This window comes from Gordonia sesuvii (assembly GCF_036350415.1).
GTDB lineage: Bacteria > Actinomycetota > Actinomycetes > Mycobacteriales > Mycobacteriaceae > Gordonia > Gordonia sesuvii.
In genome coordinates, this window is record NZ_JAZDUF010000002.1 from 560,661 (window position 1) to 587,531 (window position 26,871).

The window sequence follows — 26,871 nt, forward strand, 5'->3', positions numbered from 1 at the left end:
CCGATGCCTCCGCAGCGGCCGCCACCGGTCTCCGCCCGGCACGTGTGCCGGACGCGATCGCGGCGGTATCGGCAAACAGGCGGAAGGGTGCAGGTGCAGGTAGTCATCATGGGGTGCGGCCGGGTCGGGTCGTCGTTGGCCATGGCGATGCAGAAGCGAGGACACGACGTCGCGGTGATCGACCGGGACGAATCGTCGTTCATCCGGCTCAATCCCCAGTTCCGCGGCACCACGGTCGTGGGGGTCGGTTTCGATCGGGATGTGCTGACCCGCGCGGGGATCGAACGCGCGGACGCGTTCGCCGCGGTCTCCTCCGGCGACAACTCGAACATCATCGCCGCGCGGGTCGCCCGCGAGACGTTCGGGGTGGATCGCGTCGTCGCCCGCATCTACGACGCCAAGCGCGCCGAGGTCTACGAACGCCTCGGCATCCCCACCGTCGCCACCGTCCCCTGGACGACCGAGCGCTTCGTCTCCGCCCTCGGCGAGACATCGACGACCATCGAATGGCGCGATCCGTCCGGCACGTTGGTGATCGCCGAACTCGAGGTCGACGAATCGTGGATCGGCGTGAAGGTGAGCAAGTTCCAGGAGGAGACGGGTGGCCGAGTCGCCTTCTTGAACCGGCTCGGCAAGCCGATCCTCCCGGATCTGAAAACGGTTGTGCAGCAGGACGACCTCATCTATGCGGCGGTCCCGGTGGACCGGCTCGACGAAGCGCGTGCCACCGCCCGATCACCCCGCAACACATCCGAGTGAGCCAGGCAGGGAGAACACGATGAAGGTTGCCATCGCCGGCGCCGGGGCCGTTGGCCGCTCGATCGCACGCGAATTGATCGTCAATCACCACGAGGTGACCCTGTTCGAGCGCAACGTCGCGCACATCGACCCCGACGCGGTGGAGCACGCCGTCTGGGTGCAGGCCGACGCCTGCGAACTGAGCAACCTCGAGCGCGCAGAGTTGCAGACGTTCGATGTGATGGTCGCGGCGACCGGCGACGACAAGGCGAACCTGGTGGTCAGTCTGCTCGCCAAGACGGAGTTCGCCGTCAACCGGGTCGTCGCGCGGGTCAACGATCCGCGCAACGAGTGGCTGTTCGGCGAGGACTGGGGCGTCGACGTCGCGGTGTCGACGCCGCGCATCCTGGCGTCGCTGGTCGAGGAGGCGGTCTCCGTCGGGGATCTGGTGCGCCTGATGACGTTTCGGCAGGGCCAGGCGAACCTCGTCGAGCTCACGTTGCCGCCCAACACCCCACTGGCGGGCAAACCCGTACGGCGTCTGACACTCCCCCGTGACGCCGCACTGGTCACGATCCTGCGTGGCGGGCGGGTCATCGTCCCGCAGAGCGACGACCCGATCGAGGGTGGCGACGAACTCATCTTCATCGCGCCCGCAGAGGCCGAACCCGCGCTGCGGGAGGCCATGCAGATCGCCCACTGACACCCGGGTCGATCGCCGGCGCTCCCGTGGCGCCGTCGGGATCAGGCGTGAGCGGGATCAGGGCGTCAGCGGCGGTCGGCGTGCGGCTCGCTCGACGCCATGTCGTCGCCATCGACGGCCAGTCGGTCCTCTTCCTTGCTTGCTCGCCGGACGAGCAGCACGGTTGCCAGGACGGCGAGCGCGGTCAGCGGCCACCCCATGCCGATCCGGGCGACGGCGAGCCAGCCGGTGCTGCCGTGGTCGTACAACTCGGACTGGGTGAGATAGCGCGCGGCGAAGACCAGCGCCCAGAAGGCGGTGGCCAGATCGTAGGCATGGAGCGTCCGGCGATGCTTGCGCCACCGGGTGCCATCACCACTGATCAGGTTCCAGATGACACCGACCAGAGGCCACCGCACGACGATCGAGGCCACGAACACGATCGCGTACACGAGCGTGGTCCAGATGCCGAACAGGAAGTAGCCCTTCGCATCACCCACCCGGTGGGCGATGAAGACACAGATCGCGACGCCGATCAGCCCGGAGATGGCGGGGTTCAGCGGCTCCCGGCGCACCAGCCGTACGACGAAGATCGCGACAGCTGCGACGAGCGCGGCGACGATCGCCGCAGTGAGACCCCACACGGAGTTGACCGGGACGAACACCACGATCGGGATGGTCGAATAGATGAGCCCGGTGGGACCGCCCATCTGCTCGAGCAGCGACGGGGTGGTCGCGCGTTCAGTGGTCGATTCCGCCGGAGCCGACGGTGTCGTCGCCGGGTCACGGTCGCCTCGCGCGGTGTCGCTCCCGGCGGGCTCGTCCGGCGACGTCATTCGTCGTCGGGGCCCTGGAGTTCGTAATACGGGTTGTAGATGATCTTGGTGCCCTCGTGCTCGGCGAGGCGGCCGCGCACGGTCACCTTGCGGCCCGGTTCGATGCCCGGGATGCGGTTGCGGCCGAGCCATTTGAGAAGCACGGTGTCCGAGCCGTCGAAGAACTCGGCCTTGACCCCGACCTTGGCGGTGCGCGAGCAGGTCTCCACCGACCTCAGCTCGCCGTGCATGGTGACCTCGTCGCCGCGACAACACTCCGCGGCCCGCTGGGCCCCGGTTGCCGCCGATTCCTCGGCGATCTCCACAGCATCCGCCTCGCCGAGATCCTCGGTCAACCGGCGGGTCAACCGCTTCAGATAGCCGGTGGTAGGCATGTGCACCCTCCTGGGTGACTCGTCTCTGGTCGAGACGCTCGGTGAGACATCGGGCGGGTTCGCCGTCCCTGCTTGCAGTCGCCAGCGTAATCCTGCCGCTGCTTCCCATACAACGTCGGGCATGATCATTACATGCCCGGGCGGTACACGACGGACAGGCCGATGCCGACGACCCTCGTCGCGATGCCCGGGACCGGCTCCGACGCCGATTACGTGCGTCGGGCATTCGGCCCGGCGGCCGCTGCACTCGGTGTGACATTGATCGCCCTCGATCCGCAGGCGTCGCTGGTGGCGGGCCATCGTCGATGCCTCGACGAGATCGCGCAACGGTCGGGACCGATCCTGGTCGGCGGCGTGTCCATCGGGGCCGCCGTGGCGGTTGCGTGGGCCCTCGACAATGACTGCGCCGGCGTGTGGGCTGCGCTGCCGGCGTGGAGCGGCGACCCGGTGAACTCGCCCGCCGCATGGAGCGCATCGACCACCGCGGCGGCACTCCGGACCGATGGGTTGGAGGCGACACTCGCCTCGATGGAGGCGTCCAGCCCGCCGTGGCTGGCGGCCGAGCTCGGCCGGTCGTGGCGCTCGCTACATCCCGCTCTCGTCGACCAACTGGGCGAGGCCGCGTTGTTCCGGGCTCCCGAGGTGACCGACATCTCGCGTCTGGCGGCCCCACTGGCAATCACCGCGGCCACCGACGATCCCGTGCACCCGTATGAGGTCGGGCAGGCCTGGTCGGCCGCAGCGCCCCGTGCCGCACTGACGGACGTCAGTCTCGATGAGTGGGGACACGACCCGTCGACGCTCGGATTCGGTTGCGCGCGAGCCTGGCTGACGATCCGTTGAGCGGACCGCCGATTCAGCCGCGCTGGTCTCGGCGGAAACGCTGCATCGCCGAACCCGACGACCGCGGGGTCGGTTCCTGCTCGTCGTCGGCGGCCACGGTCGGCGGCGCCGATTCGGGTCCGGCCGTCCCGGGCGCCCCGGCGGCTCCCGCAGCACCGGCTCCCGGATTGCCCTGAGCCGTACCCTGACCGTCCTGCATCTGCTGCTGCGCCGCCGCGACCTGCTCGGCCAGCACGGGCGGCAGGACGACCGGCAGCGGATCGCGCGGCGGGAAGGGGTCGCTCCCTCGACGGACCACCGACTCGGCGAGCACTGCCCGTGCCAGCCGGGCGAGTTCGTCGGCTCGGTCGTCGGGTCCGCTCGCGACGCACCGCACCATCCATCGCGGACCGTCGACCCCGAGGAAGCGGTGCTCACCTCCGGGCACCACGGCAACGACCTCACGGCCCCAGTGGCCGTCCTCGATCGAGACGGTCGCACCTTCGTCCCGCAACGACTCGGCGAGTTCCCGGACCACCTCCCGCCACTGCCCCGGCGACTTCGGCGCGGCGAACGCGGTCACGTTGATCCGGCCGTGCGGGGTGACCAGATAGACGGCCTGTGGTTGGTGGTCGGCAGACATCTCGACGGTGACCTGACCGCCCTCTACCACCGGAACCAGGACCGATCCGAGGTCGAGATGGGAGTTGCCGAGCTCCTCGGCAGGGGTCTCCAGCGCGTCGATGTCGTATGGGCCCTGCGCGGTTCCGATCCGCAACGGTTCGGTGGCCATCTCGTGTCTGCTCCTTGACATGTGTGCGGCGACGGATTGTCCCGTTCGCTGCGCGGTTGGCTGGTGGTGCCGATCAGCTTCCGGCGCCGGACTCGCGATCGACGTCGGGCGCGGCCTCGGCGAGCATCACGTGCCCGCCGCTGGACCCGTGGCCACCCGCACCGCGGCTGGTGTCGTCGAGCTCGTCGACCTCGACGACGTCCGGCAGCTCCACACGTTGCACGAGCAGCTGTGCGATCCGGTCCCCGCGCGCGATGGTGATGGGCTCGTCCGGGTCGAGGTTGATCAGGCACACCTTGATCTCGCCTCGGTATCCCGCGTCGATCGTCCCGGGGCTGTTGACGATGGACAGGCCGGCCCGGGCGGCGAGCCCGGACCGTGGGTGGATGAGCCCCACGGTGCCGTGCGGTAGCGCGATGGCGATGCCCGTGCCGACGAGCTGGCGGCGTCCGGGCGGCAGCTCCAGATCGATCGTGGAACAGAGGTCGAGGCCGGCGTCGCCGGGATGCGCCCGGGTCGGCAGTGCGATGTCCGGGTCGAGACGGCGGACCGCGATCGCCCCGACCCCGGTCCCGTCTCCGCTCGACGGTGTCGCAGTCGTGGATGCCACGGTCGTGGATGACGTAGTGGGAGAATTCGGCGCCACGAGGGCAGACTACGCTGGTCGCGTGACTCCCCCTGCATCACCTGAGAATCCGGCCGGTCGTCCTTCCGACGACGACGGCGCCGGTTCGAACGGCGACGCGAACAGTGCGGCGCCAGAACAAAACTCGGCGTCAGACCGATTCAGCGAACGACTGAGGGTGCCCTGGTGGTGGTGGCTGGCCGCTGCGGTGGTGACCGGCGTCGTCGGATATGAGATCCAACTGTCCGCGCGCGACTCGGCGTGGAGTGTCGTCGGCTACATCGTGGTCGGCGTGCTGTGCGCGGCGATCCTGTGGTCGCTCGGACGAGCCCAGGTCCGGGTCACCGGCGACGGTGAGCTGCACGCCGGGCGGGCGCGGCTCCCCCGGGCGGTCATCGCCCGGGGCGCGACGGTGCCGGCGAGCGCGAAGAGCGCCGCGTTGGGCCGCCAGCTCGATCCGGCCGCGTTCCTCGTGCACCGCACTTGGGTGAAGACGATGGTCTTGCTGGTACTCGACGACCCCGACGACCCGACGCCGTACTGGCTGGTCTCGACGCGTGATCCCGCGGGTGTGCTCGCCGCACTCGAACTGCCCGATGCGGCCGCCGACGCCGGGATCGCGGAGCATTAGCCGGGTCCGGTCGGGTGTCTCCAGATCAACGTTCCTGGATGAACGGCGCCGGATAGACGGCGGGGCGGGTTCGACATCGTCGACCCGCCCCCGTCTTTGTCGATGCGCATCAGGGCTGTGCGCAGGTGGACCGAACCGTCAGGCGCAGTCGACGCAGATCTTGGAGTTGCCGTTCTCCCGCGCCAGCCGGCTGCGGTGGTAGACGAGAAAGCAGCTGGTGCAGGTGAACTCATCGGCCTGTTTGGGGATGACCCGCACCGACAGCTCCTCACCGGACAGATCAGCGCCGGGCAGTTCGAACGATTCCGCGGTGTCACCCTCGTCGACGTCGACGGCCGACGACTGTGCTTCGCTGCGGCGGGCCTTCAGCTCCTCGAGCGAGTCCTCGTTGAGATCCTCGGTATCCGTGCGTCGTGGCGCGTCATAATCAGTAGCCATTGTGTGCCTTACCTATGTGAGAGTGTGAGGGGCGCTCTCGGTTGCCGCGGCTTGTGGCCGGACAAGCGTAAGTGCGCGATCCCGCCGGGATTGTCTTGCCGTCGGGCGTCACTTCAACGTCATGACCGGTGCAATTCGTTACCCAGGACCCTGCGGACCGGCGTGATCTTCATCACATTCGGCTCGCATGCCTCCCGACTGCTTCGGAGGGCGGGCGCCCAGAGCCTAGTGCACCCGTGCGGCTGGGTCAACGACTCCGTCGTCCGGATCATTCCCGGGTGTGTCGCGCCCCTCCAAAAGGCTGGCTACGCCACCAACCGGCGGGACCGGTCGGCCTGCCTGCGCTCCGCTCGGACGACGACCCTTTAGAGTGGTGCCGCAGGTTCGAGGCGAGAAGGAGCCGATTCGCGGTGGTGGCGCAGATAACCGGGGGCTCGTCGGTCGACGCCAAGGGGCGTCCTTTCCGGCGGCGGCGTGCACGGCCGGCGATCATCGCAGCGGTCGTGCTGCTGGTGGCCGGGTTGGCGACCTGGGCCGTCGCGTTGAGCGAGTCCGGGCCCGCCCCGGTACCGACCGCCTGCAACCAGCCGACACCGGCATCTGCGGATCCCTCGGCACCGGCACCGGCGACACCGCCGCCACCACCGCCGGAGCTCGCGGCTGTCGACCGCGACGAGATGCTCCAGGTGGCCCCCGCCGCCCTGTCCACCTTCCAGGTCCGGGTGCTCAATGCGTCGTCCCTGCGGGGCGCGGCCCGGTCGGTGTCCGACGACCTCACCGCACAGGGTTTCACCCCCGCCGTCGACACCCCCTACGCCGACGACACCGTCTACGCGAACCGCGATCTGGCGTGCTACGCCCAGATCCGATTCGGCCCGGCCGGGCAGTCGAGTGCCGCAGCCGTCTGGCTTGCGCTGCCGTGCGCGCAGCTCGTCGACGACGGCCGACAGGGCACCTCGGTCGATGTCGCGCTCGGTGAGTACTACGAAGCGCGTGAACAGTCCCAGGACGCCCAGGCGGCGCTGGAGGCGTTGCGGACCGCGGACCCGCGCAACCCCGAGACGGGCGCAGATCCCAGCCTCGTGGAGGCCGTGCACTCGTCGTCCTGCTGAGCGGCCCTAGCTGGTGTCCCGCGTCACGCCGGACGCTCTGGTGCGACGCCCGAGTAGTCAGTCGGACGGGATGGAACGACGCGCGCCGAGGTCATCGAGGAGCCGCACGAATCGATCCGCGATGCCGGGCGCGCAGGCGACGGTCACATGGCCGTCGGAGGATCGCGAATCCGGCGGCGGGGTGTGCACCACCGCGCCGGCCTCGGCAGCGATGAGCCCGCCGGCCGCCCAGTCCCACGGGCTCAGACCATGCTCGAAATGCGCGTCCACCGCGCCGCTGGCGACCATGCACAGGTCGAGCGCGGCGGCCCCGACCCGCCGGACGTCACGGATCCGGGGCAACAGCTCCGCCACGATCGACCCCTGCTCGGCACGGCGCCCGGAGTCGTAGGAGAACCCGGTCGCGACCAGTGCGAGATCCACCTGGTCGATCGGGTTGCACTTCAACGGGACCCGCCCGTCACCAGCATCGAGGTGGGCCCCGCGGCCGGCGGCGGCCGAGTAGGTGATGCCGCGCGCGACGTCGATGACGGCACCGGCCACCGACCGCCCGTCGACCTGTGCCGCCACCGAGACGGCGTAGGCCGGGATGCCGTACATGAAATTGACCGTGCCGTCGATCGGATCGACCACCCACCGCACACCCGACGGGACGTCGACCGAGCCGCCCGCTTCCTCGCCGAGCACCTCGTCGTCGGGACGGCGCGCACGCAGCTCGGAGCGGATCAGGTGTTCGGTCTCGGTGTCGGCCAGCGTGACCGGGTCGGTGGGTGTGGATTTGGTGGTGACGGCCGGCGCCGCTCCGGAGGCCGCGAGCGCGGGCGCACCGACCGCGTCCGGATCATGCCCGGGCCGCGGACCGAACAGCTCGGGACGCCGGGCACGGACATGGGCTGCAGCGCCGCACGCCACGTCGATCGCGACACGTTCGAGTTCGTCGAGGCCCGGCTCATCTGTCACGCCACTATGTCAGCACACCGTCGCCATCCGCGCCGCGGCGGGATTGTCGTGTGAACGTCGGCGCCGCCACGGGTGACGAGTTGGTGTCGACTCCAGCAACACACCGCGACGCTGGATAGCCTGGGTCGCACATCATTGACGAGGGTTGGACCAGAGAGGACACCCCACATGACCGACGCCGAGACAGCGACCACCGCAACCAACCTCGGATTCGGGGTCGACGTCGGTGGTTCCGGGATCAAGGGCGGCATCGTCGACCTCGACAGCGGCGAGTTGGTCGGCGAGCGGTTCAAAGTGCTGACGCCGCAGCCGTCGACACCCGAGGCCGTCGCGGGCGGGGTGGCCGAGGTCGTCGACCACTTCGACTGGACGGGTCCGATCGGGATCACCCTGCCGGGCGTCGTCACCGACGGCATCATGCGGACCGCGGCCAACATCGACAAGGGCTGGATCGGCACCGACGTGTACGACCTGTTCGGCGCGCACCTGGGCGGGCGGGACCTCTCGGTGCTCAACGATGCGGACGCTGCCGGGGTCGCCGAGGACCGCTATGGCGCGGCCGCCGACATCGCCGGGGTTGTCATGCTGCTGACCCTCGGCACCGGTATCGGTTCGGCCATCCTGATCAACGGCACCCTGGTACCGAACACCGAGCTGGGTCACATGATCGTCGACGGCAAGGAGGCCGAGCACCGCGCGTCGTCGAAGGTCAAGGAGGACAAGGGCTGGACGTACGAGAAGTGGGCGGAGAAGGTCTCGGAGGTCCTCATCGCCTACGAGGTGCTGTTCTGGCCCAAGATCTTCGTCATCGGCGGCGGTATCAGCCGCAAGGCGCACAAGTGGGTGCCGTATCTGACCAACTCGACTCCGGTCGTCCCCGCCACGCTGCAGAACACGGCGGGTATCGTCGGCGCGGCGATGGCCGTGACCACCGGTCTGCGCCCTTGATCGTCCATCCCGGTGTGCAACGTTCCGGGTAGGTGATCAAGCGAGCCATCGATATCGTCCTGACCAGGGCTTTGCCACACGGGGCGTGTCGATGTCGTTACAATGGTGCACACCGGTCATCGCGCACCGAGAAATCAAGCCCCTGATCCGCGTCGGCGTGTGGCGCCGCGCGGGATTCACGAGTCAGTTCCGAAAGGTTGTACGTGGCAGCCACCAAGACCCGACAGGCCGACGTCGAAGAATCGACAGACGCGACTACCGCCACGGAGCCCGCGCCGGCCAAACGGACCGCCAAGAAGGCCGCGAAGAAGGCCACCGCACGCAAGGCGCCCGCCAAGAAAGCGGCGGCGAAGAAGGCCCCGAGCAAACGCGCCGGAAAGAAGGCCGAGAAACCGGCCGACGACGAGAGCGCCGATTCGACCGACGATCTCGAAGACGGTGGCTCGATCGATGACATCGACGGCCCCGACTCCGAACTCGATGACGACGTGGAGATCGACGACGACATCGAGGTCGATGACGACGCCTCCGACGACAGCAGTGACGACGAGGACGAGTCCGACGACGACTCGGAGGAGACGTCCGAGGCCACTCCCGCCCAGGGCGCGAAGGCAGTCGAGACCAAGCCCAAGGAAGAAGCCAAGGAGAAGACCTCCGGTGACTTCGTCTGGGACGAAGAGGAATCCGAGGCCCTCCGTCAGGCCCGCAAGGACGCCGAGCTCACCGCCTCCGCCGACTCGGTCCGCGCCTACCTCAAGCAGATCGGCAAGGTGGCCCTCCTCAACGCCGAGGAAGAGGTCGAGCTCGCCAAGCGCATCGAGGCCGGGCTGTTCGCGACGGAACGTCTGCGGCGCATCGTCGACTCCGGCGAGAAGCTCAGCACCGCCTCCAAGCGCGACCTGAACTGGATCTCCCGCGACGGCAACCGTGCCAAGAACCATCTGCTCGAGGCGAACCTGCGTCTGGTGGTCTCACTTGCCAAGCGCTACACGGGCCGCGGCATGGCGTTCCTGGATCTGATCCAGGAGGGCAACCTCGGTCTGATCCGCGCGGTGGAGAAGTTCGACTACACCAAGGGCTACAAGTTCTCCACGTACGCCACCTGGTGGATTCGTCAGGCGATCACCCGTGCCATGGCCGACCAGGCCCGCACCATCCGCATCCCGGTGCACATGGTGGAGGTCATCAACAAGCTCGGCCGCATCCAGCGTGAGCTCCTGCAGGATCTGGGCCGCGAGCCCACTCCGGAAGAGCTGGCCAAGGAGATGGACATCACGCCGGAGAAGGTGCTGGAGATCCAGCAGTACGCGCGTGAGCCGATCTCGCTCGATCAGACGATCGGCGACGAGGGTGACAGCCAGCTCGGTGACTTCATCGAGGACTCCGAGGCCGTGGTCGCCGTCGACGCGGTCAGTTTCACCCTGTTGCAGGATCAGCTGCAGTCGGTGCTCGAGACCCTGTCCGAGCGCGAGGCCGGCGTCGTCCGGTTGCGGTTCGGGCTGACCGACGGGCAGCCGCGGACGCTCGATGAGATCGGTCAGGTCTACGGCGTCACCCGTGAGCGCATCCGGCAGATCGAGTCGAAGACGATGTCCAAGCTGCGCCACCCGTCGCGTTCGCAGGTGCTGCGCGACTACCTCGACTGACGCAAGTCTGCAGCGGCCCTTCGTGACGGTCGCTCGTTCCTCGCTCCCTCCTCAGGGGCCGGGTCGGTTGCCGACCCGGCCCCTGAGGAGTTCTTGATGCTGAGGAACCTCACCCGCCCGGCCAGTGAGGAGGAACGTCACCCCCGGTCCCTGAGGATTTCCGGAGCTTGCGGAGGAACGTCACGAAGGGCACTCACAGATCCGGCGTTCCGAACGACCCGTCCACACCCGGTCGGTACTCGATCACATCCACCACCGCATCGACCGGCAGCGGCCCGTACAAGTGCGGGAAACGCATGCCGCCCGGATCGGGCGGATCGCCCGGCTCCCACGCCACCGGCGATAGCAACCTGTCCGCGTCGATCACGAGCAGCAGCACATCGTCGCTACCGGCGAACAGGGCGTTCGCCGGTAGATGCACCTGATGCGGGGCGGACAGATGGATGAATCCGACCTCGGTCAGCGACGGCGGTTCATGGCTCCCGGCGCGGAGTGACGCCGCCCACTCCGCTCGGCCACACAGGTGCAACAACAAGCGCTCGGCTTCATTCGAGACCACCCGAGCTGCATAACCATGGCCGGAACGACTTGTCAAGGGTTGCGCTCTAACAGATTCGGCGACCGCGTCGGATGGGGGTCCTCGGCGTCCCTCGCCTTACGATTCTCGGCATGCTGGTGACCCGACGACCCATCGACCTCCTGCGGGTGGCGTCGATGCTGTGTCTGCGGCGTCGCGGCCGACTCGCCTGATCGACCGCCGCGACGCGTACCGACCGCGCGACCGACAGGGGATGTCCCCGGCCATGCGCGTGTCCCGCCTCCCCGTCACCTGAACCGAAAGTTCCCCCTCCGCATGCGCACCATCGTTCTGATCGGCTTCGTCGGTCTCGCCGCACAGCTCGTCGACGGCAGTCTCGGAATGGCCTATGGCGTCACGACGACCACTCTGCTGTTGGCCATCGGGTCCAATCCGGCCGCCGCGTCGGCGACCGTCCACCTCGCCGAGATCGGCACCACGCTCGTGTCGGGGGTCTCGCACTGGCGCTTCGGCAACGTCGACTGGAAGGTCGTACGTCGCATCGCCATCCCGGGTGCGATCGGCGCCTTCCTCGGCGCGACGGTGCTGTCGAACCTGTCGACCGAGGCGGCCGCGCCCCTGATGGCGATCATCCTGCTGCTGCTCGGCCTGTACATCCTGGCCCGGTTCACCTTCCTCGGCATCTCGCGCGAGAACCTCGGGAAGCCGCTGCGCAAGCGATTCCTGTCCCCGCTCGGTCTGGTCGCCGGTTTCGTGGATGCCACCGGTGGCGGCGGCTGGGGACCGGTGGGCACCCCGGCGATCCTCGCCAGCGGCAGGCTGGAGCCCCGCAAGGTGATCGGCTCCATCGACACCAGCGAGTTCATCATCGCGGTGGCTGCGAGCCTCGGCTTCCTGGTGAGCCTGGGCTCTCAGGGCATCAATTTCGCCTGGGTCGGTGCGATCCTCGTCGGCGGCATCATCGCGGCGCCCATCGCGGCGTGGCTTGTGCGGCATGTCCCGCCGCGACTGCTCGGTGCCTCCGTCGGCGGCCTGATCGTGCTGACGAACGCCCGCAGCCTCATGCGCAGTGACCTCGTCGATCTGCCGTCGCCGGCACAGACCTCGATCTACATCGCCATCGTCGTCGTGTGGGTGGCAGCGTTCGCGTACTCGCTGCGTGAGTACCTACGCGACCGGGAGAACGAGTCGTCGGACGCCGTCAGCAGGGTGCGCGAGGAACAGGCCAGGGCTGAGCAGGACGACACCCAGCCCACCGTGCCCGCCGCGACACCGACACCCTGACCACAGCACCTGACCGACGTGCGAACCGAAACCGGGCACGTAAACCCGCATTGAGTGTGTGTTGCCGTTCGAGTGGCACGTGTTAACGGTGAGTGACGACACACCCGGGCGACCCGCGGAACAATACGAAAGCCCCAAACGTCTGAAAGGGTGAGGGTGACGCATCAGACCGATGTGTCGGCTCACGAAGGGAAAGGCGATCGGCAACGACGCCAACGCCGGACCGGGACGGAGGAATCATGTCAGACACCGCCACCACAGCCCCGATCTCCATGCCGCTGACCGCCGCCGATCGCTGTGATCGCTGTGGCGCCGCCGCCAAGGTGCGGGCCGTGCTGCCCGCAGGTGGAGAGCTTCTCTTCTGCCGCCACCACTTCAACGAGCACGAGGCCAAGCTCGTGGAGTTGTCCGCGGTCGTGGAATCGTCGGAAGAACTGGTCTGAATCGTCCACACGACCTATGCGACCCGGCCGGGTTTTCCGGCCGGGTCGCGTCGTATCCACGGTCGACTGGGCGCTGTTTTCCGTCGACTGGGCACCAGTTGGCGTCGACTGGGCAGCGCGTCATCGAGACGCGCGCCCAGTGAACGTGAATCAGCGCCCAGTCGACAGAAAACAGAGCCCAGTCAACGAGAAGTGGCACCCAGTCGACGAGGCGTCGGCCCGGACGACGTCCGCGCCGAGCTCAGCGCCATTCACGCAGCGCGGTGATCCGTTCCCGTAGCTGATCGGCGGTGGCCATCGCCGTGGGTGGTCCGCCGAGGCGCTCGCGCAACTCGTTGTGGACCATGCCGTGCGGCTTGCCGGTCCGATGATGATGCATCGCGACCAAGGTGTTCAGTTCCTTGCGCAACGCGTGCAGGTTCTCCCCCGCCGGCCGTGCCGGCGGAGCGGAGGTCTCGATGACCTGCGCCGGGCCCGCCGCCGAACGCTGCGCAACCTGATCCGCCTGCCGTTTGCGCAGCAGCTCACGCACCTGGTCGGCATCGAGCAGCCCCGGTAGCCCGAGATAGTCCTCTTCCTCGGTGCTGCCGGAGAATGTCGCCGTGCCGTAGGAGGCGCCGTCGAAGATCAGCTGATCCAATTCGGCGTCCGCGTGCAACGACTCGAATGCCTTCTCGTCCTCGCCCGGCTCGTCCTTCTGCTTGTTGGCGTCGATCAGCGCCGCGTCATCGAGACCGTCGCTCTCTCGATGTGGTTTGCCCAGTACGTGGTCGCGCTCGGCCTCCATCTTGCTGGCCAGGTCGAGCAGGACGGGCACCGACGGCAGGAAGACGCTCGCGGTCTCCCCCGGTCGCCGTGAGCGCACGAACCGGCCGATCGCCTGCGCGAAGTACAACGGTGTCGACGCGCTGGTGGCATACACACCGACGGCGAGACGTGGCACGTCGACACCTTCGGAGACCATGCGCACCGCGACCATCCATTCGTCGCGTGACGCGGCGAACTCCGCGATCCTCGACGACGACTTCGGGTCATCGGACAGCACCAACGTCGGGCGTGTACCGGTGATGGCCGTGAGCAGTTCGGCGTAGTCGCGGGCGACGGTCTGATCGGTGGCGATCACCAGTCCGCCGGCGTCGGGCATACCCCCGGCGCGGAGCTGACGCAGCCGGGTCACGGCCGCCTCCAACACCGCGGGAATCCAGTCGCCGTGCGGATCCAGGGCGGTCCGCCAGGCGCGGGCGGTGTGCTCGGCCGACAGCGGTTCGCCGAGCCGGGCGGTGAACTCCTCACCAGCACTGCTGCGCCAGCTGGCCTGGCCGCTGTAGGCGAGGAACATCACCGGTCGCACGACGCCGTCCGCGAGCGCGTCGGCGTATCCGTAGGTGTGATCGGCCTTCGAGCGCAGGACGCCGCCCGCCTCCGGTTCGTAGGTGACGAACGGGATGGGTGAATCGTCGGAGCGGAACGGCGTACCGGTGAGCGCGAGCCTGCGGGTGGCATCCGAGAACGCCTCCCGGATCGCCTCACCCCACGACTTGGCATCGCCGCCGTGGTGGATCTCGTCGAGGATCACCAGGGTTCGGCGATTCTCGGTGCGGACCCGATGGCGGGTCGGGTGTGCGGCGACCTGCGCATAGGTGAGGACCACGCCGTGATAGTCGGAACTCGTCTGCCCCACCGAGTTGCTGAATCTCGAGTCGACCGCGATACCGACGCGTGCCGCCGCCTCGGCCCACTGGTGTTTGAGATGTTCGGTCGGGGCGACGATCGTGATCTGATCGACCGTGCGGTCGTCGAGCAGTTCACGTGCCACCCGGAGGCCGAATGTGGTCTTTCCCGCGCCCGGTGTCGCGACTGCCATGAAGTCCACCGGGCGGCGGGTCAGGTACTTGGTCAGGGCCCGCCGCTGCCACGCGCGAAGCGGGGGGCCCGGAGGGATGACTGCCTCTTCGGCTGCCACGCCGTCGGCTGCTGAAGTCACTCGTGCACTGCTCCTGACATCTGGTCTGATGCTGGCTGTTCGCTCGGACGCCACTCGGGGGCATGAAAGATCCCCTCGCGCATCGAGCCGTCCGAGGGGACCCGGCCATGATACCCGGGCCCGGCTCCCGGGCTCTCCCCCGACGCGCGCTCTGCCGCGCCCGGCCCGCGGACCGCGACGGCGCACCCGGCAGGGACCGGTCGCCCCGTTCGGACCTGCGATCAGGGATGCTAGAGCCATCAGTCGCCGAAATCGGAACCCAGCGCCCCTCACCGAGGACCATGTGTCGTCGGGCGGTTCCGCGCATCCGAGCGAATCCCCGACCGGGAACGACGTCGGCCCCGCACCGGTCTCTCGCCGTACCGAACGACGACGGCCCGCGCCCACCCCAACTGCGCCCACCCCTACTGCGCCCACCCCTACTGCGCCCCTCGACGACTCGTCCCCGACGACGCCGCTGCCACCCCGCCCACCGAGTCGTCCGCAGATACGCCCGATTCCTGCGAGTTCTCCGGGTTCGACGCCCCCGCCACTCCCGGCCAATCCTGCCTCAGCGACCCATCCGCCGAGCAGGGAGCGTGACGTCTCGCCGCGGTCACCGGACGATGACCCGCCACCGCCGACATCGCCGCCGGGCGCGTCGCCGCCGGGCGCATCGGCGGCGGACCGGGGCGTCGACGACCCGGCCGAGGAGCCCCGTCCGGAGAGCCGACGTCCGGTGCTGCGCAATCTGCACCGACTGGTGTGGCGAACCATCGTCAAGTCGTGGGACGACGGAATCATCGGGATGGCGGCGCAGGCCGCGTTCTGGCAGGCGTTGTCACTGCCGCCGCTGCTTCTCGGATTGCTCGGCAGCGTCGGCTACATCGCCGGTTGGTTCGGACCGGACACCGTGGACGTCATCTACGACCGGATCGTCGTCTTCGCCGACCGGACGTTCTCCGAGAACGTCGTCGACGAGATCATCATGCCGACGGTCGACAATGTGCTGGGTCGCGGCCGGGTGGTGGTCATCTCGGCCGGCTTCCTCATCTCGCTGTGGGCGGGTTCGTCGGCGGTGTCGTGTTTCGTCGCCTCGATCGTGCGTGCGCACGGTCAGCACGAGGTACGGAACCCGGTGTGGCAGCGCTTCTTCGCTCTATTCCTCTACATGGGATTCCTGGTCGCCGCGGTGTTCGTGCTGCCGCTGGTGGCGCTCGGACCCAACTATCTGCACGAGATCGTGCCCGACTCGTGGGATCCCGTGATCACGCACCTGATCGACTTCGGCTACTTCCCGTTCGTCGCGGTACTGCTGCTCGTGGTGCTGACCACCCTGTATCACCTCGCGCTGCCGAACCCGCTGCCGTGGCATCGCCTGGTCGGCGGCGCCGTGGTCGCCGGGATCTTCTTCTGGGTTGCCAGCTACGTGCTGCGCATCTACCTGACCGAACTGACCCGCGCCGGCTACAGCTACGGTGCGCTGGCCACCCCGGTGGCGTTCCTCTTGTTCGCGTTCTCGCTGGGATTCGCGATCGTCGTCGGTGCCGAATTCAACGCCGCGGTGCAGGAATTCTGGCCCGCCAAACCGCCGGTGTCGGCGCAGATGCGCGACTGGGTGTCGACGCAGACAGCCGAGATGACCGGCCAGCTGCGGACCCTGCCCGACCGCCTCGCGTCGGGGCCGATCCGACGCCATCGGCCGGACGCGCCTCCCCGGAGACCGCCGCCATCCGAATGACCCCGACCGAGGCCCGGCCTCGGCCCAGGGGAATGCTCAGTCCTTGCGCATCCGGCTGTAGATCTTCTTGCACTTCGGGCAGACCGGTGAGCCGGGTTTGGCCGATCGCGTCACGGGGAATGTCTCCCCGCACAACGCCACGACGTGATTGCCCATGACCGCGCTCTCCGCGATCCTGTCCTTCTTCACGTAGTGGAAGAACTTGGGGCGGTCGTCGTCGCCGTGATCGGTGGTGTCGGCGTCCGGCCGTTCGTCGACGTCGGTCCGCTCGTCGAGGTCCGGCCGCTCGATTGTCTCTGTTCCCATGGAGACCATTGTGCGCCACGACAACGCCGGAAGGGATACGGCTCCGAATGACCTGTGTGAGACCTCGACAGTCGGGTTCGGATCACGGGGGCCATGAGTGCATCCCGGGCGGCGAAGTGGGATGGTGGAAGCATGAGCAGAGAAGGATCGAGGGGGCACGCCAACGACCCCCAGGCCTTTCTGATCACCGGTGCGCAACAGTCGCTCGACGACCAGCATCGGGTGCGTGTGCGCAAGTATCTGACGTTGATGGCCTTCCGCGTTCCCGCGTTGGTGATCGCCGGCTTCGTCTACAGCGCAACGGGCAACGGGCTGCTGGCCCTGGCCATCGTCGCGGCATCCATCCCGATCCCCTGGGTGGCGGTCCTGATCGCCAACGACCGGCCTCCCCGCAAGCGCGGCGAGGTACCCCAGTACCGGTACGGAACCGACCATTCGGTCGTCGGGCCCCCGCCGCTGGACGGGACGCGGCGAGCGATCGACGGGCGCATCGTGGATGCCACGACGGACCCGTCCGGCGACGAGCGCACCGACCGCGACCGTCGTTCCCGCTGAGCCACACTCTCAGCAACTTCTCATGTAGACGACTGCATCTGCCGGCAAACCGGCTGATCAGCCCATATCTGGGCGAAGTGGGCACCGGACCCTCCCGGGAACTTTCGCCCATCTGTTCGCGTTGAACCCGGTGTACGCACTCAAGTCAGGAGGCCGAATGTCAAGCTCGACAGTTGCACGCCCGACCACGACTATCGGAGTCGCAGACGATCCCGCCACAAGCACCGTTCGCCCCGCGATGACGGAGCAGGATCTCGACGCCCAATCCCCGGCCGCCGACCTTGTCCGCGTCTATCTCAACGGCATCGGCCGCACCGCCCTGCTCAACGCGGAGCAGGAGGTCGAACTGGCCAAGCAGATCGAGGCGGGCCTCTATGCCAAGCACCTGCTGGCCACCAAGAAGCGGCTGTCGGCCACCAAGAAGCGTGACCTCGCCGTCATCGTCCGCGAGGGCGAGTACGCGCGTGCACATCTGCTCGAGGCCAACCTCCGCCTCGTCGTCTCCCTCGCGAAGCGCTACACCGGTCGCGGGATGCCCCTGCTGGACCTCATCCAGGAGGGCAACCTCGGCCTGATCCGTGCGATGGAGAAGTTCGACTACGCCAAGGGCTTCAAGTTCTCGACCTACGCCACCTGGTGGATCCGTCAGGCGATCACCCGCGGCATGGCCGACCAGAGCCGCACGATCCGCCTGCCCGTCCACCTCGTGGAGCAGGTCAACAAGCTGGCCCGGATCAAGCGGGAGCTACACCAGCAGCTCGGCCGTGAGGCCACCGACGACGAACTCGCCAACGAGTCGGGCATCCCGGCCGAGAAGATCGCCGATCTCCTCGATCACAGTCGTGATCCGGTGAGCCTCGACATGCCGGTCGGCAGTGACGAGGAGGCACCGCTCGGCGACTTCATCGAGGACGCCGAGGCAACGTCGGCGGAGAACGCCGTCATCGCCGGTCTGCTCCACTCGGACATCCGCTCGGTGCTGTCCACGCTCGACGAGCGTGAGCAGCAGGTGATCCGGATGCGCTATGGCCTCGACGACGGCCAGCCGCGGACCCTCGACCAGATCGGCCGGATGTTCGGGCTGTCGCGCGAACGTGTCCGGCAGATCGAACGCGAGGTCATGGGCAAGCTGCGGCAGGGGGAACGCGCGGAGCGCCTCCGCGCCTACGCCAGCTGATCTCCGATTCTGGTGCCGTGCATCGGTGACCAACTCAAACGCTGACTAACTCAATCGTCTCGGTCCGGTGTCCGCACGTGTGGGCACCGGACCGACGCGTATCACCGCACTCAGTACCGCTGCACCGTCCGGCGATGCCAGGATCGGATCACAGTGCACCTCGCGGACCTCGGGGATGTCGTCGACCAGCGTGGAGATCCGCGTCAACAGATCGGTGAGGGCGGCGCGGTCGACGGGCGGCTCCCCGGCGTAGCCCGTGAGCAGCGGCGCCGACCTCGGCTCGTCGAGCAGTTCGGTGGCGTCCAGCGGCGACAGCGGAATCGCCCGATACCCGTGGTCGCCGAGCAGTTCGAAGGTGCGTCCGGACAGGCCGAACGAGATCAGCGAGCCGAACGACTGGTCGTCGCGAACCCGGACCGTGGTCCCGATCCCCTTCGGCGCCATCTTCTGCACATGGAGAACACGGTCCCCGGTCAAGCCGCTCAGCTCGGAGAACGCCGTGATCACCGCGGTCGCGTCCGGGAGGTCGAGACGGGCGCCCTCACGGTCGAGCCGGCCGCGCCACGTCTCGGACGTCGCCTTCACCGCCACCGGGAACCCGAGGCGGTCGGCCGCGGCTGCCGCCTCGTGCATGGTGCCGACCTCCTCGAACGGCACCACACCGATCCCGTACCAACCCAGCAGCGTGGCCGACTCCCGGGGTCCGAGCGTGCGGCCAAGTCCGGACGGATCGTCGGGCGCACCGGCCATGGCCTCCCGGACGAACGTTCGCGCCGCCTCCGGGTCGGTGCCCTCCGGCCGATGGATCTCCGACTCGGGGCGCTGCGTCCAGCGGGCGTACTGCCACGAACGCGCCAGCGCGTTGGCCGCCCGCTCGGGACTCCCGTACGACGGGATGGAGCCGCGTTGCGGCAACCCGTTCGGCCCGGGCTTCATCAAACCGGGCGGTATGCCCTCGACGGCCAGGAAGGTGGTTGCGATCGGTTTGGGTCCGTCGGCATCGGGTGTGTTGGCGGCCGCCATCAGCGCACGGGCATGCCAGTCGGCGTCCACCGCCACGGGCGGCACGAACACCACGAGCACCGCATCCACCTCGGGATCGCGCATCGCCGCGGTCACCGCGGACTCGAACTCGTCCTCGGTGGCACCGGCGCCCAGGTCGATCGTGTCGGTGACCTCGAGGCCGCCGCCGCGGGCCGTGTCGGCGGCCAGGCTGCCGAGTACCGACGAGTTACCGATGATGCGGGTGCGCGGTCCGCGCGGGATCGGTTGGTAGGCGAAGATCGTTGCGCAGTCGAAGAGTTCGGAGATGGTGTGGACCTGGATGACACCGGCCTGATCCAGCACCATCTGGGCGATCTGGTCGTCGAGGTTGGCCGCCGACGACCGTTCGGCGCGGGCCGCGGTCATCGCCCCCTTGCCGGCCTTGACCGCGACGATCGGTTTCGACCGGGAGACCCGACGTGCGATCCGGGAGAATTTGCGCGGGTTGCCGAAGCTCTCCAGGTAGAGCAGGACGACGTCGGTGTCGGTGTCGGTGTCCCAATACTGCAGCAGGTCGTTGCCGGACACGTCCGCGCGGTTGCCGGCCGACACGAACGTCGACAACCCGATCTGACGGCGCGCGGCGGTGTCGAGGATCGCGATGCCGAGCGCGCCGGACTGGCAGAAGAAGCCGACACGCCCGGCAGCCGGGATGCGCGGTGCCAGCGTGGCGTTCAGGGCGATCGACCCACTGTTGTTGGCCACCCCGAGCGCATTCGGACCCACGAGGCGCATGCCGTGCTCGCGGATCTGCTCGAGCAGCCGCCGCTCGCTCTCCAGGCCCGCCTCACCGCTGTCGCCGAACCCGGACGAGACGACGACGAGGGTGCGTACACCCTTGACCAGGCAGTCGTCGAGCACGTCGTCGACGATCGCGGCCGGCACCGCCACCACTGCCAGGTCGACCGGGTCCGGGACATCACGGACCGTGCGGTAGGCCCGGATACCGCGCACCGACGGCGGGCGTGGGTGTCCCCGACGCTGCGCCGGTGACGGCCGTCCGAGACCCGCGCCACCGTGCCCACTCCCCGGATCCTCGGCGGCGTCCTCGGTCGGGGCCGGGCCGTTCACCGGGAACACCGGACCGGTGAATCCACCGGCGATGATGTTGGCCAGCAATGCGTTTCCGACCTTCTTCGGGTCGGTCGAGGCCCCGATCACGGCGACCGACGACGGCCGCAGGAGGTTGGCCACGCTCCGCGCCTCGGAGGCGCGCTCCCGCCCGTTGCGCACCGACATCAGCGCCTCGGTCGGGTCGATCAGGAATTCGACGTGCACCGTGCTGCCGTCGAAGCTCCGGGACAGCTGATATCCCGCGTCCCGGAACACCGCGACCATGTTCGGGTTCTCGCTGAGCACCTCGGCCTCGAATCGGGTGAAACCGTTCTCGGCCGCAGCCCCGGCGAGGTGCTCCAGCAGGATGGGTCCCAGCCCCCTGCCCTGATGATCATCGGCGACGACGAACGCCACCTCCGCCGATTCCGGTTTGCCGTCGAACCCCAGTCCCTCGTAGAGACCGATCGCGATGATGTCGCCGCCCAGCACGGCGACGAGTGCCACCCGTTTCTGGTAGTCGACGGTGGTCATCCGTGCCAGTTCACGCGGCGGAAGGGTGGGGGTGGGTCCGAAGTACCGCATGTAGCGCGTCCGCTCGGACAGGTTGGAGTGGAAACGCACCACGCGGTCGGCATCGTCGGGCACGATCGGCCGCAGGTGCACCACACCGCCGTCGGAGGCGAGTACGTCGGCGATCCAGTGCCGCGGATAGTCCCAGGGATCGCGCGGTCGCGGCTGCTCTGCCATCGCACCCGGATCCGTCGACGTCGCAACGGCATCCGGAAGCTTCTCGGTCTGGTCCTGATCAGTCACGAGGATCCTCCGGGTCGAGGCCGTGCAGCGGGTACACCGCTCGCCGGGTCGCCAGAATTGCGCGGTCGGTCTGACGTTGCGCGGAGCCACTCACTCCGTCGGGTGGGTCCTGGCCGGTGTCACCATCCCAGGCGACGAAGTCGACGTCACCACCGTCACCCATCACCCCGACCGGCGGCCGCGAGTAATCGGAGTGCACGGTCTGGGCGATCTGCCCGGCTGTGGCACACCATGATTCGTTGATCTCGGTGTCCACCGCCACGTCTCGGTCCAGCACGACGGCCAACAGATGCGTCCAACTCCGCGGCACCACGTCGACCACGCCGTAACCGCCGCCGCCCACCGCGATCCAACGTCCCTCGCAGTACTTCTCGGCCAGGTCGCGCATCGCCTGCATCGCGGCGCGCTGCCCGTCGACGGTGAGCGACAGGTCGGTCAGCGGGTCCGCCCGATGACTGTCCACGCCGCACTGGCTGATCAGGATCTGCGGCCGGAACTGGTCGAGAACCGACGGGACCACCGCGTGAAAGGCCCGCAGCCACAGGCGGTCGGCCACATCCGGCATGAGCGCGACGTTCACCGCGGTGCCGGCGGCGTCACCGTCACCCACCTCGGTCGGCCATCCTGTACCCGGCCACAACGTCGCCGGATGCTGGTGCAGCGACACCGTCAGCACGCGTGGGTCCGCAGCGAATTCGACCTGCACGCCGTCGCCGTGGTGGGCATCGATGTCGACATAGGCGATCCGGTCGAATCCGTTGTCGAGCAGCCAGCGGATCGCCACCGCACAGTCGTTGTAGATGCAGAAGCCCGCCGCCCTGGCCTTCATGGCGTGATGCATTCCGCCGCTGATGTTCACGGCCCGCCGCACCGAACCCGAACCCACCGCCTGCGCCGCCGCCAGGGTTCCGCCGACGAGTAGACGCGCCGCCTCGTGCATGCCGTCGAACACCGGGTTGTCGGCGTCGCCGAGGCCGAAGAGGCGCTCGAGCAGCGGGCCGGACAACGACGCGGTACCCGATCCGACCGCCCGCACGGCGTCGATGTATTCGGTCGAGTGCACCACGGTCAGCGCCGAGTCGTCGATGTCGAGCGGCGCCCGACTGTCCACCCCGTCAAGGATGCCGAGACTCTGTGCGAGTGTCATGGTCAGGGCCAGTCGGACGGGATTCATCGGGTGCGTGTGGGCCCACTTGTAGCTCAGGAAGTCCTCACTCCAGATGACCGCCGCCGCTTCGTCGCTCGTGGTCGGAGTCACGCTCCCAGGCTAGTGTCCCGCGCCGGGAATTGGTTGATGATCCCGACGTGGGACATGGTTGTCTCGCCTGACGGCACCGCCGGGTTCGCCGACACGCCACCGTTCGCCTCTCCGGGGACGTCCTGGGCTGCGGATTCGCGACACGCTGGGGGCGGGCGACGTCGGGACGTCAAGGTACCCTTGGTGGAGACGAAGGGACTGCGTACCGTGAACGATCTGGTCGACACCACCGAGATGTACTTGCGGACGATCTATGACCTCGAAGAGGAAGGCATCGTCCCCCTCCGCGCGCGTATCGCCGAGAGGCTGGAGCAGAGCGGCCCCACCGTGTCACAGACGGTGGCCCGGATGGAGCGCGACGGCCTGCTGCACGTCGCCGGAGACCGGCACCTGGAATTGACCGACAAGGGCCGGGAACTGGCCATCGCGGTGATGCGCAAGCATCGCCTCGCCGAGCGCCTGCTGGTCGACGTCATCGGCATGCCGTGGGATCAGGTCCACGAGGAGGCCTGCCGCTGGGAGCACGTGATGAGCGAGAACGTCGAACGACGCCTGCTCACCGTCCTGGACAACCCGACCACGTCGCCCTACGGCAACCCGATCCCCGGTCTCGATCAGCTCGGGGTGGTCCATGCCCCGGCCACCGACGGCGCCACCCGCCTGTCCGACCTGCCGCAGGGGGCGCCGGTGGTCGTGATCGTCCGACGCCTGTCCGAGCACGCCCAGTCCGATACTGCTCTGATCAGCGAGCTGCGCGAGGCAGGGGTGGTGCCGAATGCCCGCGTGACGGTGACCATCAGCCCCGGACGAGCAGTGGTGAACTCGCCGGGCCACGAAGGCCTGGAACTCGCCGAGGAGATGGCGCACTCGGTGTTCGTGGAGAAGGTCTGAACCCGCGGCGCGGGATCTCAACCCACCTCGCGCTCCACACTCGGGTCGGGCATCACCACACCGAGCGTCGTGGCGACGTCACGGCACATGGGGATCATCTCGCGCATCGCATCGGGAGGTAACCCGCCGCGCAGCGCCTTGTCGAGCAGGACTGCCAGCGACCATTCCGGGTCGGCGTTCAGCGCGCAGTCGAGTGCGACCCCGGCGTATCCCCCTTCGCCGTCGACGTAGTGCTGGTAGGCGAGCATCGTCGCCGCACTCGCCCGACTCCGTCCGGTCAGGCGCCGGGCGAGCTCGCGCCACAGCGATTCCGCCGCGTGGCGCAGGTCGGTGTCCGCGAACGCTATCGCCGCATCTCTGACCTGCAGCCGTAGCAACGCCTCGCCCAGGCGGGTGACGGTGGCGCAGTCGAGGTCCGGTACCGACGACGGGACGGCGCGCGCGAGCACCTGGTCGAGGATCTCGCGCAGCAGGACCCCGTCGTCGGGGTCGTCCACGACACGCAGGCGCGCGGAGGTCCCGCCGCCGTCGTGTGGACCCACACAGTGCGGCAGCGGCCGCAGCATCTCCTCCATCTCCTCGCGGTGGGCGAGCACCCGGCGCCCGGTCCGCACCGTCCGCCGGACGGCGGTAGGACTGGTGTGCGGGTCCCCTATCCGGCCGCTCACCGAACCCGACGGCGCGACCGGCGAGGTGGACGACGTGGCGCCCGCGGTGACCCATACCCGTTGCCAGCGTGCGTTTTCGACGAACGCGCCGACGACGAATCCGGCGCAGATGCCGCCGACAGCGGCGAAGCGCTCATCGGCGACCTCGCACACGCGCCGATACCGGTCGTCGGAGATCGGATGACGATCGTCCACCACGACGGCGACGACGGACCGCACCTCGTTGCGCGAGCACACATCGGCGAGCCCGTCGAGTACCGAGACCAGGGCGTCGACGAGCTCGCCGTCCTCGTCGAGAACCAGATCGTGGCGCATCGACGTATTGATCGTCCCGGGGTCGTCGCCGAAGGCCAGCAGGATCAGGGACCGTTCGGGAATGAAGCCGATCATGCCCGGCAGCGCCGTCAACAGCGCCGACGGATGCAGTGGACGGGAGCGTGAGGAAGGTGACATGCGCCCATCCTCGGTTCCCCGACGACGCGCGCCATCCCACGAGCGCGGGTGTGGACAACTCCGGTCGGCGATCCACAGCCTGCGTGTGAGGCACCCGGCTGATGCAGGTCAGCCGAACGCGGCGGTGACCGCCTTGTCGAACAGCTCGTCGAGCGCTGCGCCGGTCTCCGCGGTCATCGGACCCGCACCCTGTTGGCGGTACTCGACGATCACCCGGATTCCGTCCTGCTGGGCCAGCAACGTGGTGGTGGCGGTGATCAGCGGCGCCTCACCGCCACCGGTGGTCATCCTGCGGCGCAGGGCCGAGGTGTCGACCGATCCACGCTCCGGTGCGGGCATCACCTCGGTGAGGACGGTGGACGTCGCGGTCGGGGCGGCACCCGTGGTGGTGCGCGCACATCGCTCCGCCAGCTCGGTGACCTGCGCGAGTTCGTCGTCGACGTGCACGACGGCCGCGGTGAATGTCGCAGTCGAGGTCGCCGGGTCCGGACCGACGAGGATCGCCGCGCCGTCGGCGGGTACCTGATGTGGAGTGCAGTCGGCCGGATCCACGCTGCCGTGCAGCGGACGACCGGTCAGGTCGGCAAGCGCTGCGGGGACGGCCGGCGCGGGTAGGCGGGTCGCCGTTCCCGCCGGAAAGTCCGCGGGCGCGACCGCGAGCGGCGACAGGTCCGCTCCGCCACCGGCGGTCGCCTCACCGTCCACGGAACAGCCTCCCACCAGCAACGACAGCGCGACGATCAGGACCGGCCCCCAGCGCGTCGGTCGGCTTGTCCTCGTCGACATCGGGGGCCTCGGCAGTTTCGGACGCCTGCCACCCCACGACACCCCGACCTCACGGCGCACGGATCCGATCACAACGGTCTACTGTGCCACCGATCGCGACGCGCCCGGGTCACGACACCCCGGACGCCGTCCGGCTCCGGTGATCGACGGCTCGGTGATCACCGGTTCGTGATCGGCGGCTCGGGAATCGACCTCGGGGCGAGGTTGTTGGAACGATCAGACCTCGCCCCGGCAGCTGGATGAGGCGCCTGATTGGCCCCGCACACCACCGATGCGAGAGAATCGACAGACCCGACACGAGGAGGCACGACCATGGACGAGCGGTCCGCCGAGCACAGCGCGCTGTACTCGCTGGAGTTTCCCGCGCCCCAGGTCTCGAACGAGGAGGGCGCGGGACCGGTACTCGTCCACGCCCTGGAGGGATTCGCCGACGCCGGGCATGCGGTGGCCCTCGCGGCCCGCCACCTGCGTGACGCGCTGGACTCCGAACTCGTCGCCACATTCTCCACCGACGAGCTGGTCGACTACCGGTCGCGGCGGCCCACCGTCAGCTTCGACGGGAACACCTTCACCGACATGGAGATGCCCTCACTGACCATGCACGCGGTCCGCGACACCGCCGGCCGGCCTTTCCTGCTGCTGGCCGGTGCCGAACCGGATCTGCGCTGGGAGCAGTTCGTGGAGGCAGTGCGTCGGCTCGTCGAGCATTTCGGCGTCACCGACGTCATCGGGTTGAACGCGATCCCGATGGCGGTGCCGCACACGCGTCCCGCGTCGATCACCGCGCACGGCAATGACATCGAACGTCTCGGCGACCTGCCCCGGTGGGGTTCGGCGATGAAGCTGCCGGCCAGTGCGTCGATGCTGCTCGAACTGCGGATGAGCCAGCGCGACTACCACGCCGCCGGCCTGTCGGTACATGTGCCGCACTACCTCTCGCAGACCGACTACCCCGCGGCGTCGGCCCGGCTCCTCAGTGCAGTCGGCGAGATCACCGGCCTGCAGATCCCCGTCGCGGCTCTCGACAACGCCGCCTCGAAGGTCCGCGAGCAGGTCGACAAGGAGGTCGAGGGCAACACCGAGATCGAACAGGTGGTCGCCGCCCTCGAGTCCCAGTACGACACCTTCACCCAGGCGCAGGCCGAGCGGTCGTCCCTGCTGGCGGCCGAGGCCGATCTGCCGACCGGTGACGAACTCGGCGCCGAACTCGAACGGTTCCTGGCCGAGCAGACCCGCGACGACGACTCCGGCGACGGTGACGGACCGGGCGGTTCGCCATCACCGACCTGA

Annotated in this window: 27 protein-coding genes; 14 read left to right on the forward strand and 13 right to left on the reverse strand. The window is 68.7% G+C overall.

The genetic code is table 11. The features are described from left to right. Positions 1–93: 93 nt before the first annotated feature. Both VZC37_RS09280 and VZC37_RS09285 read left to right on the forward strand, forming a co-directional pair. Entirely contained in the window at positions 94–759 is a 666-nt protein-coding gene (locus VZC37_RS09280; protein ID WP_330432170.1) for a potassium channel family protein, read from the forward strand. Between the two features lie 19 nt (positions 760–778). Next, complete coding sequence (locus VZC37_RS09285) at positions 779–1,441, forward strand: potassium channel family protein (protein WP_330432171.1); 663 nt, start codon at positions 779–781, stop codon at positions 1,439–1,441. A gap of 65 nt (positions 1,442–1,506) precedes the next feature. Here the strand turns inward: VZC37_RS09285 and VZC37_RS09290 are convergent, their stop codons facing one another. Together VZC37_RS09290 and VZC37_RS09295 are read right to left on the reverse strand one after the other, a co-directional pair. Continuing rightward, on the reverse strand, positions 1,507–2,256 hold the full coding sequence (locus VZC37_RS09290; RefSeq protein ID WP_330432172.1) for a DUF3159 domain-containing protein: 750 nt from the start codon (positions 2,254–2,256) through the stop codon (positions 1,507–1,509). Next, positions 2,253–2,630, reverse strand: coding sequence for an OB-fold nucleic acid binding domain-containing protein (locus VZC37_RS09295; protein ID WP_330432173.1), 378 nt, complete (start codon positions 2,628–2,630; stop codon positions 2,253–2,255). The genes VZC37_RS09290 and VZC37_RS09295 overlap by 4 nt, the downstream gene beginning before the upstream one ends. A 162-nt stretch (positions 2,631–2,792) precedes the next feature. Between VZC37_RS09295 and VZC37_RS09300 the strand changes: the two genes are divergently transcribed. After that, positions 2,793–3,473 (forward strand): alpha/beta hydrolase, encoded by a 681-nt coding sequence (locus tag VZC37_RS09300; protein WP_330432174.1) that lies wholly within the window; start codon positions 2,793–2,795, stop codon positions 3,471–3,473. A 13-nt stretch (positions 3,474–3,486) separates the two neighbouring features. Here the strand turns inward: VZC37_RS09300 and VZC37_RS09305 are convergent, their stop codons facing one another. Together VZC37_RS09305 and dut are read right to left on the reverse strand one after the other, a co-directional pair. Further along, positions 3,487–4,245, reverse strand: a complete 759-nt coding sequence (locus tag VZC37_RS09305) for a DUF3710 domain-containing protein (protein ID WP_330432175.1) — start codon at positions 4,243–4,245, stop codon at positions 3,487–3,489. A 73-nt stretch (positions 4,246–4,318) separates the two neighbouring features. Further along, positions 4,319–4,855, reverse strand: coding sequence for a dUTP diphosphatase (gene dut / locus VZC37_RS09310; protein ID WP_330432176.1), 537 nt, complete (start codon positions 4,853–4,855; stop codon positions 4,319–4,321). Between the two features lie 58 nt (positions 4,856–4,913). On the opposite strand from dut, the gene VZC37_RS09315 reads away from it, so the two are divergent. Next, positions 4,914–5,501, forward strand: a complete 588-nt coding sequence (locus tag VZC37_RS09315) for a DUF3093 domain-containing protein (RefSeq protein WP_330432177.1) — start codon at positions 4,914–4,916, stop codon at positions 5,499–5,501. Positions 5,502–5,639: 138 nt separating this feature from the next. Here the strand turns inward: VZC37_RS09315 and VZC37_RS09320 are convergent, their stop codons facing one another. Beyond that, a complete protein-coding gene (locus tag VZC37_RS09320) occupies positions 5,640–5,939 on the reverse strand; it encodes a DUF4193 domain-containing protein (RefSeq protein ID WP_330432178.1) in 300 nt (99 codons plus the stop codon). A 410-nt stretch (positions 5,940–6,349) separates the two neighbouring features. Here VZC37_RS09320 and cei point away from each other — a divergent pair, with 410 nt between their 5' ends. After that, complete coding sequence (gene cei / locus VZC37_RS09325; RefSeq protein ID WP_330432179.1) at positions 6,350–7,051, forward strand: envelope integrity protein Cei; 702 nt, start codon at positions 6,350–6,352, stop codon at positions 7,049–7,051. Positions 7,052–7,108: 57 nt separating this feature from the next. Here the strand turns inward: cei and VZC37_RS09330 are convergent, their stop codons facing one another. Then, positions 7,109–8,011: an inositol monophosphatase family protein gene (locus VZC37_RS09330; RefSeq protein WP_330432180.1), complete on the reverse strand. Its 903-nt coding sequence runs from the start codon at positions 8,009–8,011 to the stop codon at positions 7,109–7,111. Positions 8,012–8,179: 168 nt separating this feature from the next. On the opposite strand from VZC37_RS09330, the gene ppgK reads away from it, so the two are divergent. Both ppgK and VZC37_RS09340 read left to right on the forward strand, forming a co-directional pair. Beyond that, complete coding sequence (ppgK, locus tag VZC37_RS09335) at positions 8,180–8,959, forward strand: polyphosphate--glucose phosphotransferase (protein ID WP_330432181.1); 780 nt, start codon at positions 8,180–8,182, stop codon at positions 8,957–8,959. A gap of 203 nt (positions 8,960–9,162) precedes the next feature. Further along, positions 9,163–10,605: an RNA polymerase sigma factor gene (locus tag VZC37_RS09340; protein WP_330432182.1), complete on the forward strand. Its 1,443-nt coding sequence runs from the start codon at positions 9,163–9,165 to the stop codon at positions 10,603–10,605. Between the two features lie 193 nt (positions 10,606–10,798). On the opposite strand, the gene VZC37_RS09345 is transcribed toward VZC37_RS09340, so the two are convergent. Continuing rightward, on the reverse strand, positions 10,799–11,164 hold the full coding sequence (locus tag VZC37_RS09345) for a DUF952 domain-containing protein (protein WP_330432183.1): 366 nt from the start codon (positions 11,162–11,164) through the stop codon (positions 10,799–10,801). 294 nt (positions 11,165–11,458) lie between these two features. On the opposite strand from VZC37_RS09345, the gene VZC37_RS09350 reads away from it, so the two are divergent. After that, positions 11,459–12,427, forward strand: a complete 969-nt coding sequence (locus VZC37_RS09350) for a sulfite exporter TauE/SafE family protein (RefSeq protein ID WP_330432184.1) — start codon at positions 11,459–11,461, stop codon at positions 12,425–12,427. 239 nt (positions 12,428–12,666) lie between these two features. After that, positions 12,667–12,870, forward strand: a complete 204-nt coding sequence (locus VZC37_RS09355; protein ID WP_160902505.1) for a DUF7455 domain-containing protein — start codon at positions 12,667–12,669, stop codon at positions 12,868–12,870. Positions 12,871–13,111: 241 nt separating this feature from the next. Here the strand turns inward: VZC37_RS09355 and VZC37_RS09360 are convergent, their stop codons facing one another. After that, positions 13,112–14,854 carry a DEAD/DEAH box helicase gene (locus tag VZC37_RS09360; protein WP_330432185.1) on the reverse strand — a complete coding sequence of 581 codons (1,743 nt, stop codon included), beginning with the start codon at positions 14,852–14,854 and terminating at the stop codon, positions 13,112–13,114. Between the two features lie 283 nt (positions 14,855–15,137). Between VZC37_RS09360 and VZC37_RS09365 the strand changes: the two genes are divergently transcribed. Then, entirely contained in the window at positions 15,138–16,574 is a 1,437-nt protein-coding gene (locus tag VZC37_RS09365) for a YihY/virulence factor BrkB family protein (protein ID WP_431309366.1), read from the forward strand. Positions 16,575–16,610: 36 nt separating this feature from the next. Here VZC37_RS09365 and VZC37_RS09370 read toward each other — a convergent pair whose 3' ends face one another. After that, positions 16,611–16,880, reverse strand: coding sequence for a DUF3039 domain-containing protein (locus tag VZC37_RS09370; protein WP_330432186.1), 270 nt, complete (start codon positions 16,878–16,880; stop codon positions 16,611–16,613). 132 nt (positions 16,881–17,012) lie between these two features. Here VZC37_RS09370 and VZC37_RS09375 point away from each other — a divergent pair, with 132 nt between their 5' ends. Together VZC37_RS09375 and VZC37_RS09380 are read left to right on the forward strand one after the other, a co-directional pair. Then, a complete protein-coding gene (locus VZC37_RS09375; RefSeq protein WP_330432187.1) occupies positions 17,013–17,435 on the forward strand; it encodes a DUF3099 domain-containing protein in 423 nt (140 codons plus the stop codon). Positions 17,436–17,592: 157 nt separating this feature from the next. Then, the gene (locus tag VZC37_RS09380) at positions 17,593–18,612 is read left to right on the forward strand and encodes a sigma-70 family RNA polymerase sigma factor (RefSeq protein ID WP_330432188.1); all 1,020 of its coding nucleotides are present in this window, start codon (positions 17,593–17,595) and stop codon (positions 18,610–18,612) included. 45 nt (positions 18,613–18,657) lie between these two features. On the opposite strand, the gene VZC37_RS09385 is transcribed toward VZC37_RS09380, so the two are convergent. Together VZC37_RS09385 and VZC37_RS09390 are read right to left on the reverse strand one after the other, a co-directional pair. After that, positions 18,658–21,525, reverse strand: coding sequence for a bifunctional acetate--CoA ligase family protein/GNAT family N-acetyltransferase (locus tag VZC37_RS09385; RefSeq protein WP_431309367.1), 2,868 nt, complete (start codon positions 21,523–21,525; stop codon positions 18,658–18,660). Further along, positions 21,518–22,783: an acetoin utilization protein AcuC gene (locus tag VZC37_RS09390; protein ID WP_330432189.1), complete on the reverse strand. Its 1,266-nt coding sequence runs from the start codon at positions 22,781–22,783 to the stop codon at positions 21,518–21,520. Before VZC37_RS09390 ends, VZC37_RS09385 begins: the two co-directional genes overlap by 8 nt. 207 nt (positions 22,784–22,990) lie before the next feature. Here VZC37_RS09390 and VZC37_RS09395 point away from each other — a divergent pair, with 207 nt between their 5' ends. Next, positions 22,991–23,674: an iron-dependent transcriptional repressor DtxR gene (locus VZC37_RS09395; protein ID WP_330432508.1), complete on the forward strand. Its 684-nt coding sequence runs from the start codon at positions 22,991–22,993 to the stop codon at positions 23,672–23,674. 17 nt (positions 23,675–23,691) lie between these two features. On the opposite strand, the gene VZC37_RS09400 is transcribed toward VZC37_RS09395, so the two are convergent. Together VZC37_RS09400 and VZC37_RS09405 are read right to left on the reverse strand one after the other, a co-directional pair. After that, complete coding sequence (locus VZC37_RS09400) at positions 23,692–24,795, reverse strand: DUF4192 domain-containing protein (protein ID WP_330432190.1); 1,104 nt, start codon at positions 24,793–24,795, stop codon at positions 23,692–23,694. A 108-nt stretch (positions 24,796–24,903) separates the two neighbouring features. Further along, entirely contained in the window at positions 24,904–25,581 is a 678-nt protein-coding gene (locus VZC37_RS09405) for a hypothetical protein (protein WP_330432191.1), read from the reverse strand. A gap of 312 nt (positions 25,582–25,893) precedes the next feature. Here VZC37_RS09405 and VZC37_RS09410 point away from each other — a divergent pair, with 312 nt between their 5' ends. Beyond that, a complete protein-coding gene (locus VZC37_RS09410) occupies positions 25,894–26,871 on the forward strand; it encodes a proteasome assembly chaperone family protein (protein ID WP_330432192.1) in 978 nt (325 codons plus the stop codon).

Bases quoted from the DNA above. Each gene is read 5' to 3' on its own strand.
- VZC37_RS09400 (WP_330432190.1), bottom strand. From the start codon at position 24,795: ATGTCACCTTCCTCACGCTCCCGTCCACTGCATCCGTCGGCGCTGTTG.
- VZC37_RS09405 (WP_330432191.1), bottom strand. From the start codon at position 25,581: ATGTCGACGAGGACAAGCCGACCGACGCGCTGGGGGCCGGTCCTGATC.
- VZC37_RS09285 (WP_330432171.1), top strand. From the start codon at position 779: ATGAAGGTTGCCATCGCCGGCGCCGGGGCCGTTGGCCGCTCGATCGCA.
- VZC37_RS09305 (WP_330432175.1), bottom strand. From the start codon at position 4,245: ATGGCCACCGAACCGTTGCGGATCGGAACCGCGCAGGGCCCATACGAC.
- VZC37_RS09300 (WP_330432174.1), top strand. From the start codon at position 2,793: ATGCCGACGACCCTCGTCGCGATGCCCGGGACCGGCTCCGACGCCGAT.
- VZC37_RS09370 (WP_330432186.1), bottom strand. From the start codon at position 16,880: ATGGGAACAGAGACAATCGAGCGGCCGGACCTCGACGAGCGGACCGAC.
- VZC37_RS09290 (WP_330432172.1), bottom strand. From the start codon at position 2,256: ATGACGTCGCCGGACGAGCCCGCCGGGAGCGACACCGCGCGAGGCGAC.
- ppgK (WP_330432181.1), top strand. From the start codon at position 8,180: ATGACCGACGCCGAGACAGCGACCACCGCAACCAACCTCGGATTCGGG.
- VZC37_RS09375 (WP_330432187.1), top strand. From the start codon at position 17,013: ATGAGCAGAGAAGGATCGAGGGGGCACGCCAACGACCCCCAGGCCTTT.
- VZC37_RS09410 (WP_330432192.1), top strand. From the start codon at position 25,894: ATGGACGAGCGGTCCGCCGAGCACAGCGCGCTGTACTCGCTGGAGTTT.
- VZC37_RS09320 (WP_330432178.1), bottom strand. From the start codon at position 5,939: ATGGCTACTGATTATGACGCGCCACGACGCACGGATACCGAGGATCTC.
- VZC37_RS09295 (WP_330432173.1), bottom strand. From the start codon at position 2,630: ATGCCTACCACCGGCTATCTGAAGCGGTTGACCCGCCGGTTGACCGAG.
- VZC37_RS09350 (WP_330432184.1), top strand. From the start codon at position 11,459: ATGCGCACCATCGTTCTGATCGGCTTCGTCGGTCTCGCCGCACAGCTC.
- VZC37_RS09355 (WP_160902505.1), top strand. From the start codon at position 12,667: ATGTCAGACACCGCCACCACAGCCCCGATCTCCATGCCGCTGACCGCC.
- VZC37_RS09380 (WP_330432188.1), top strand. From the start codon at position 17,593: ATGTCAAGCTCGACAGTTGCACGCCCGACCACGACTATCGGAGTCGCA.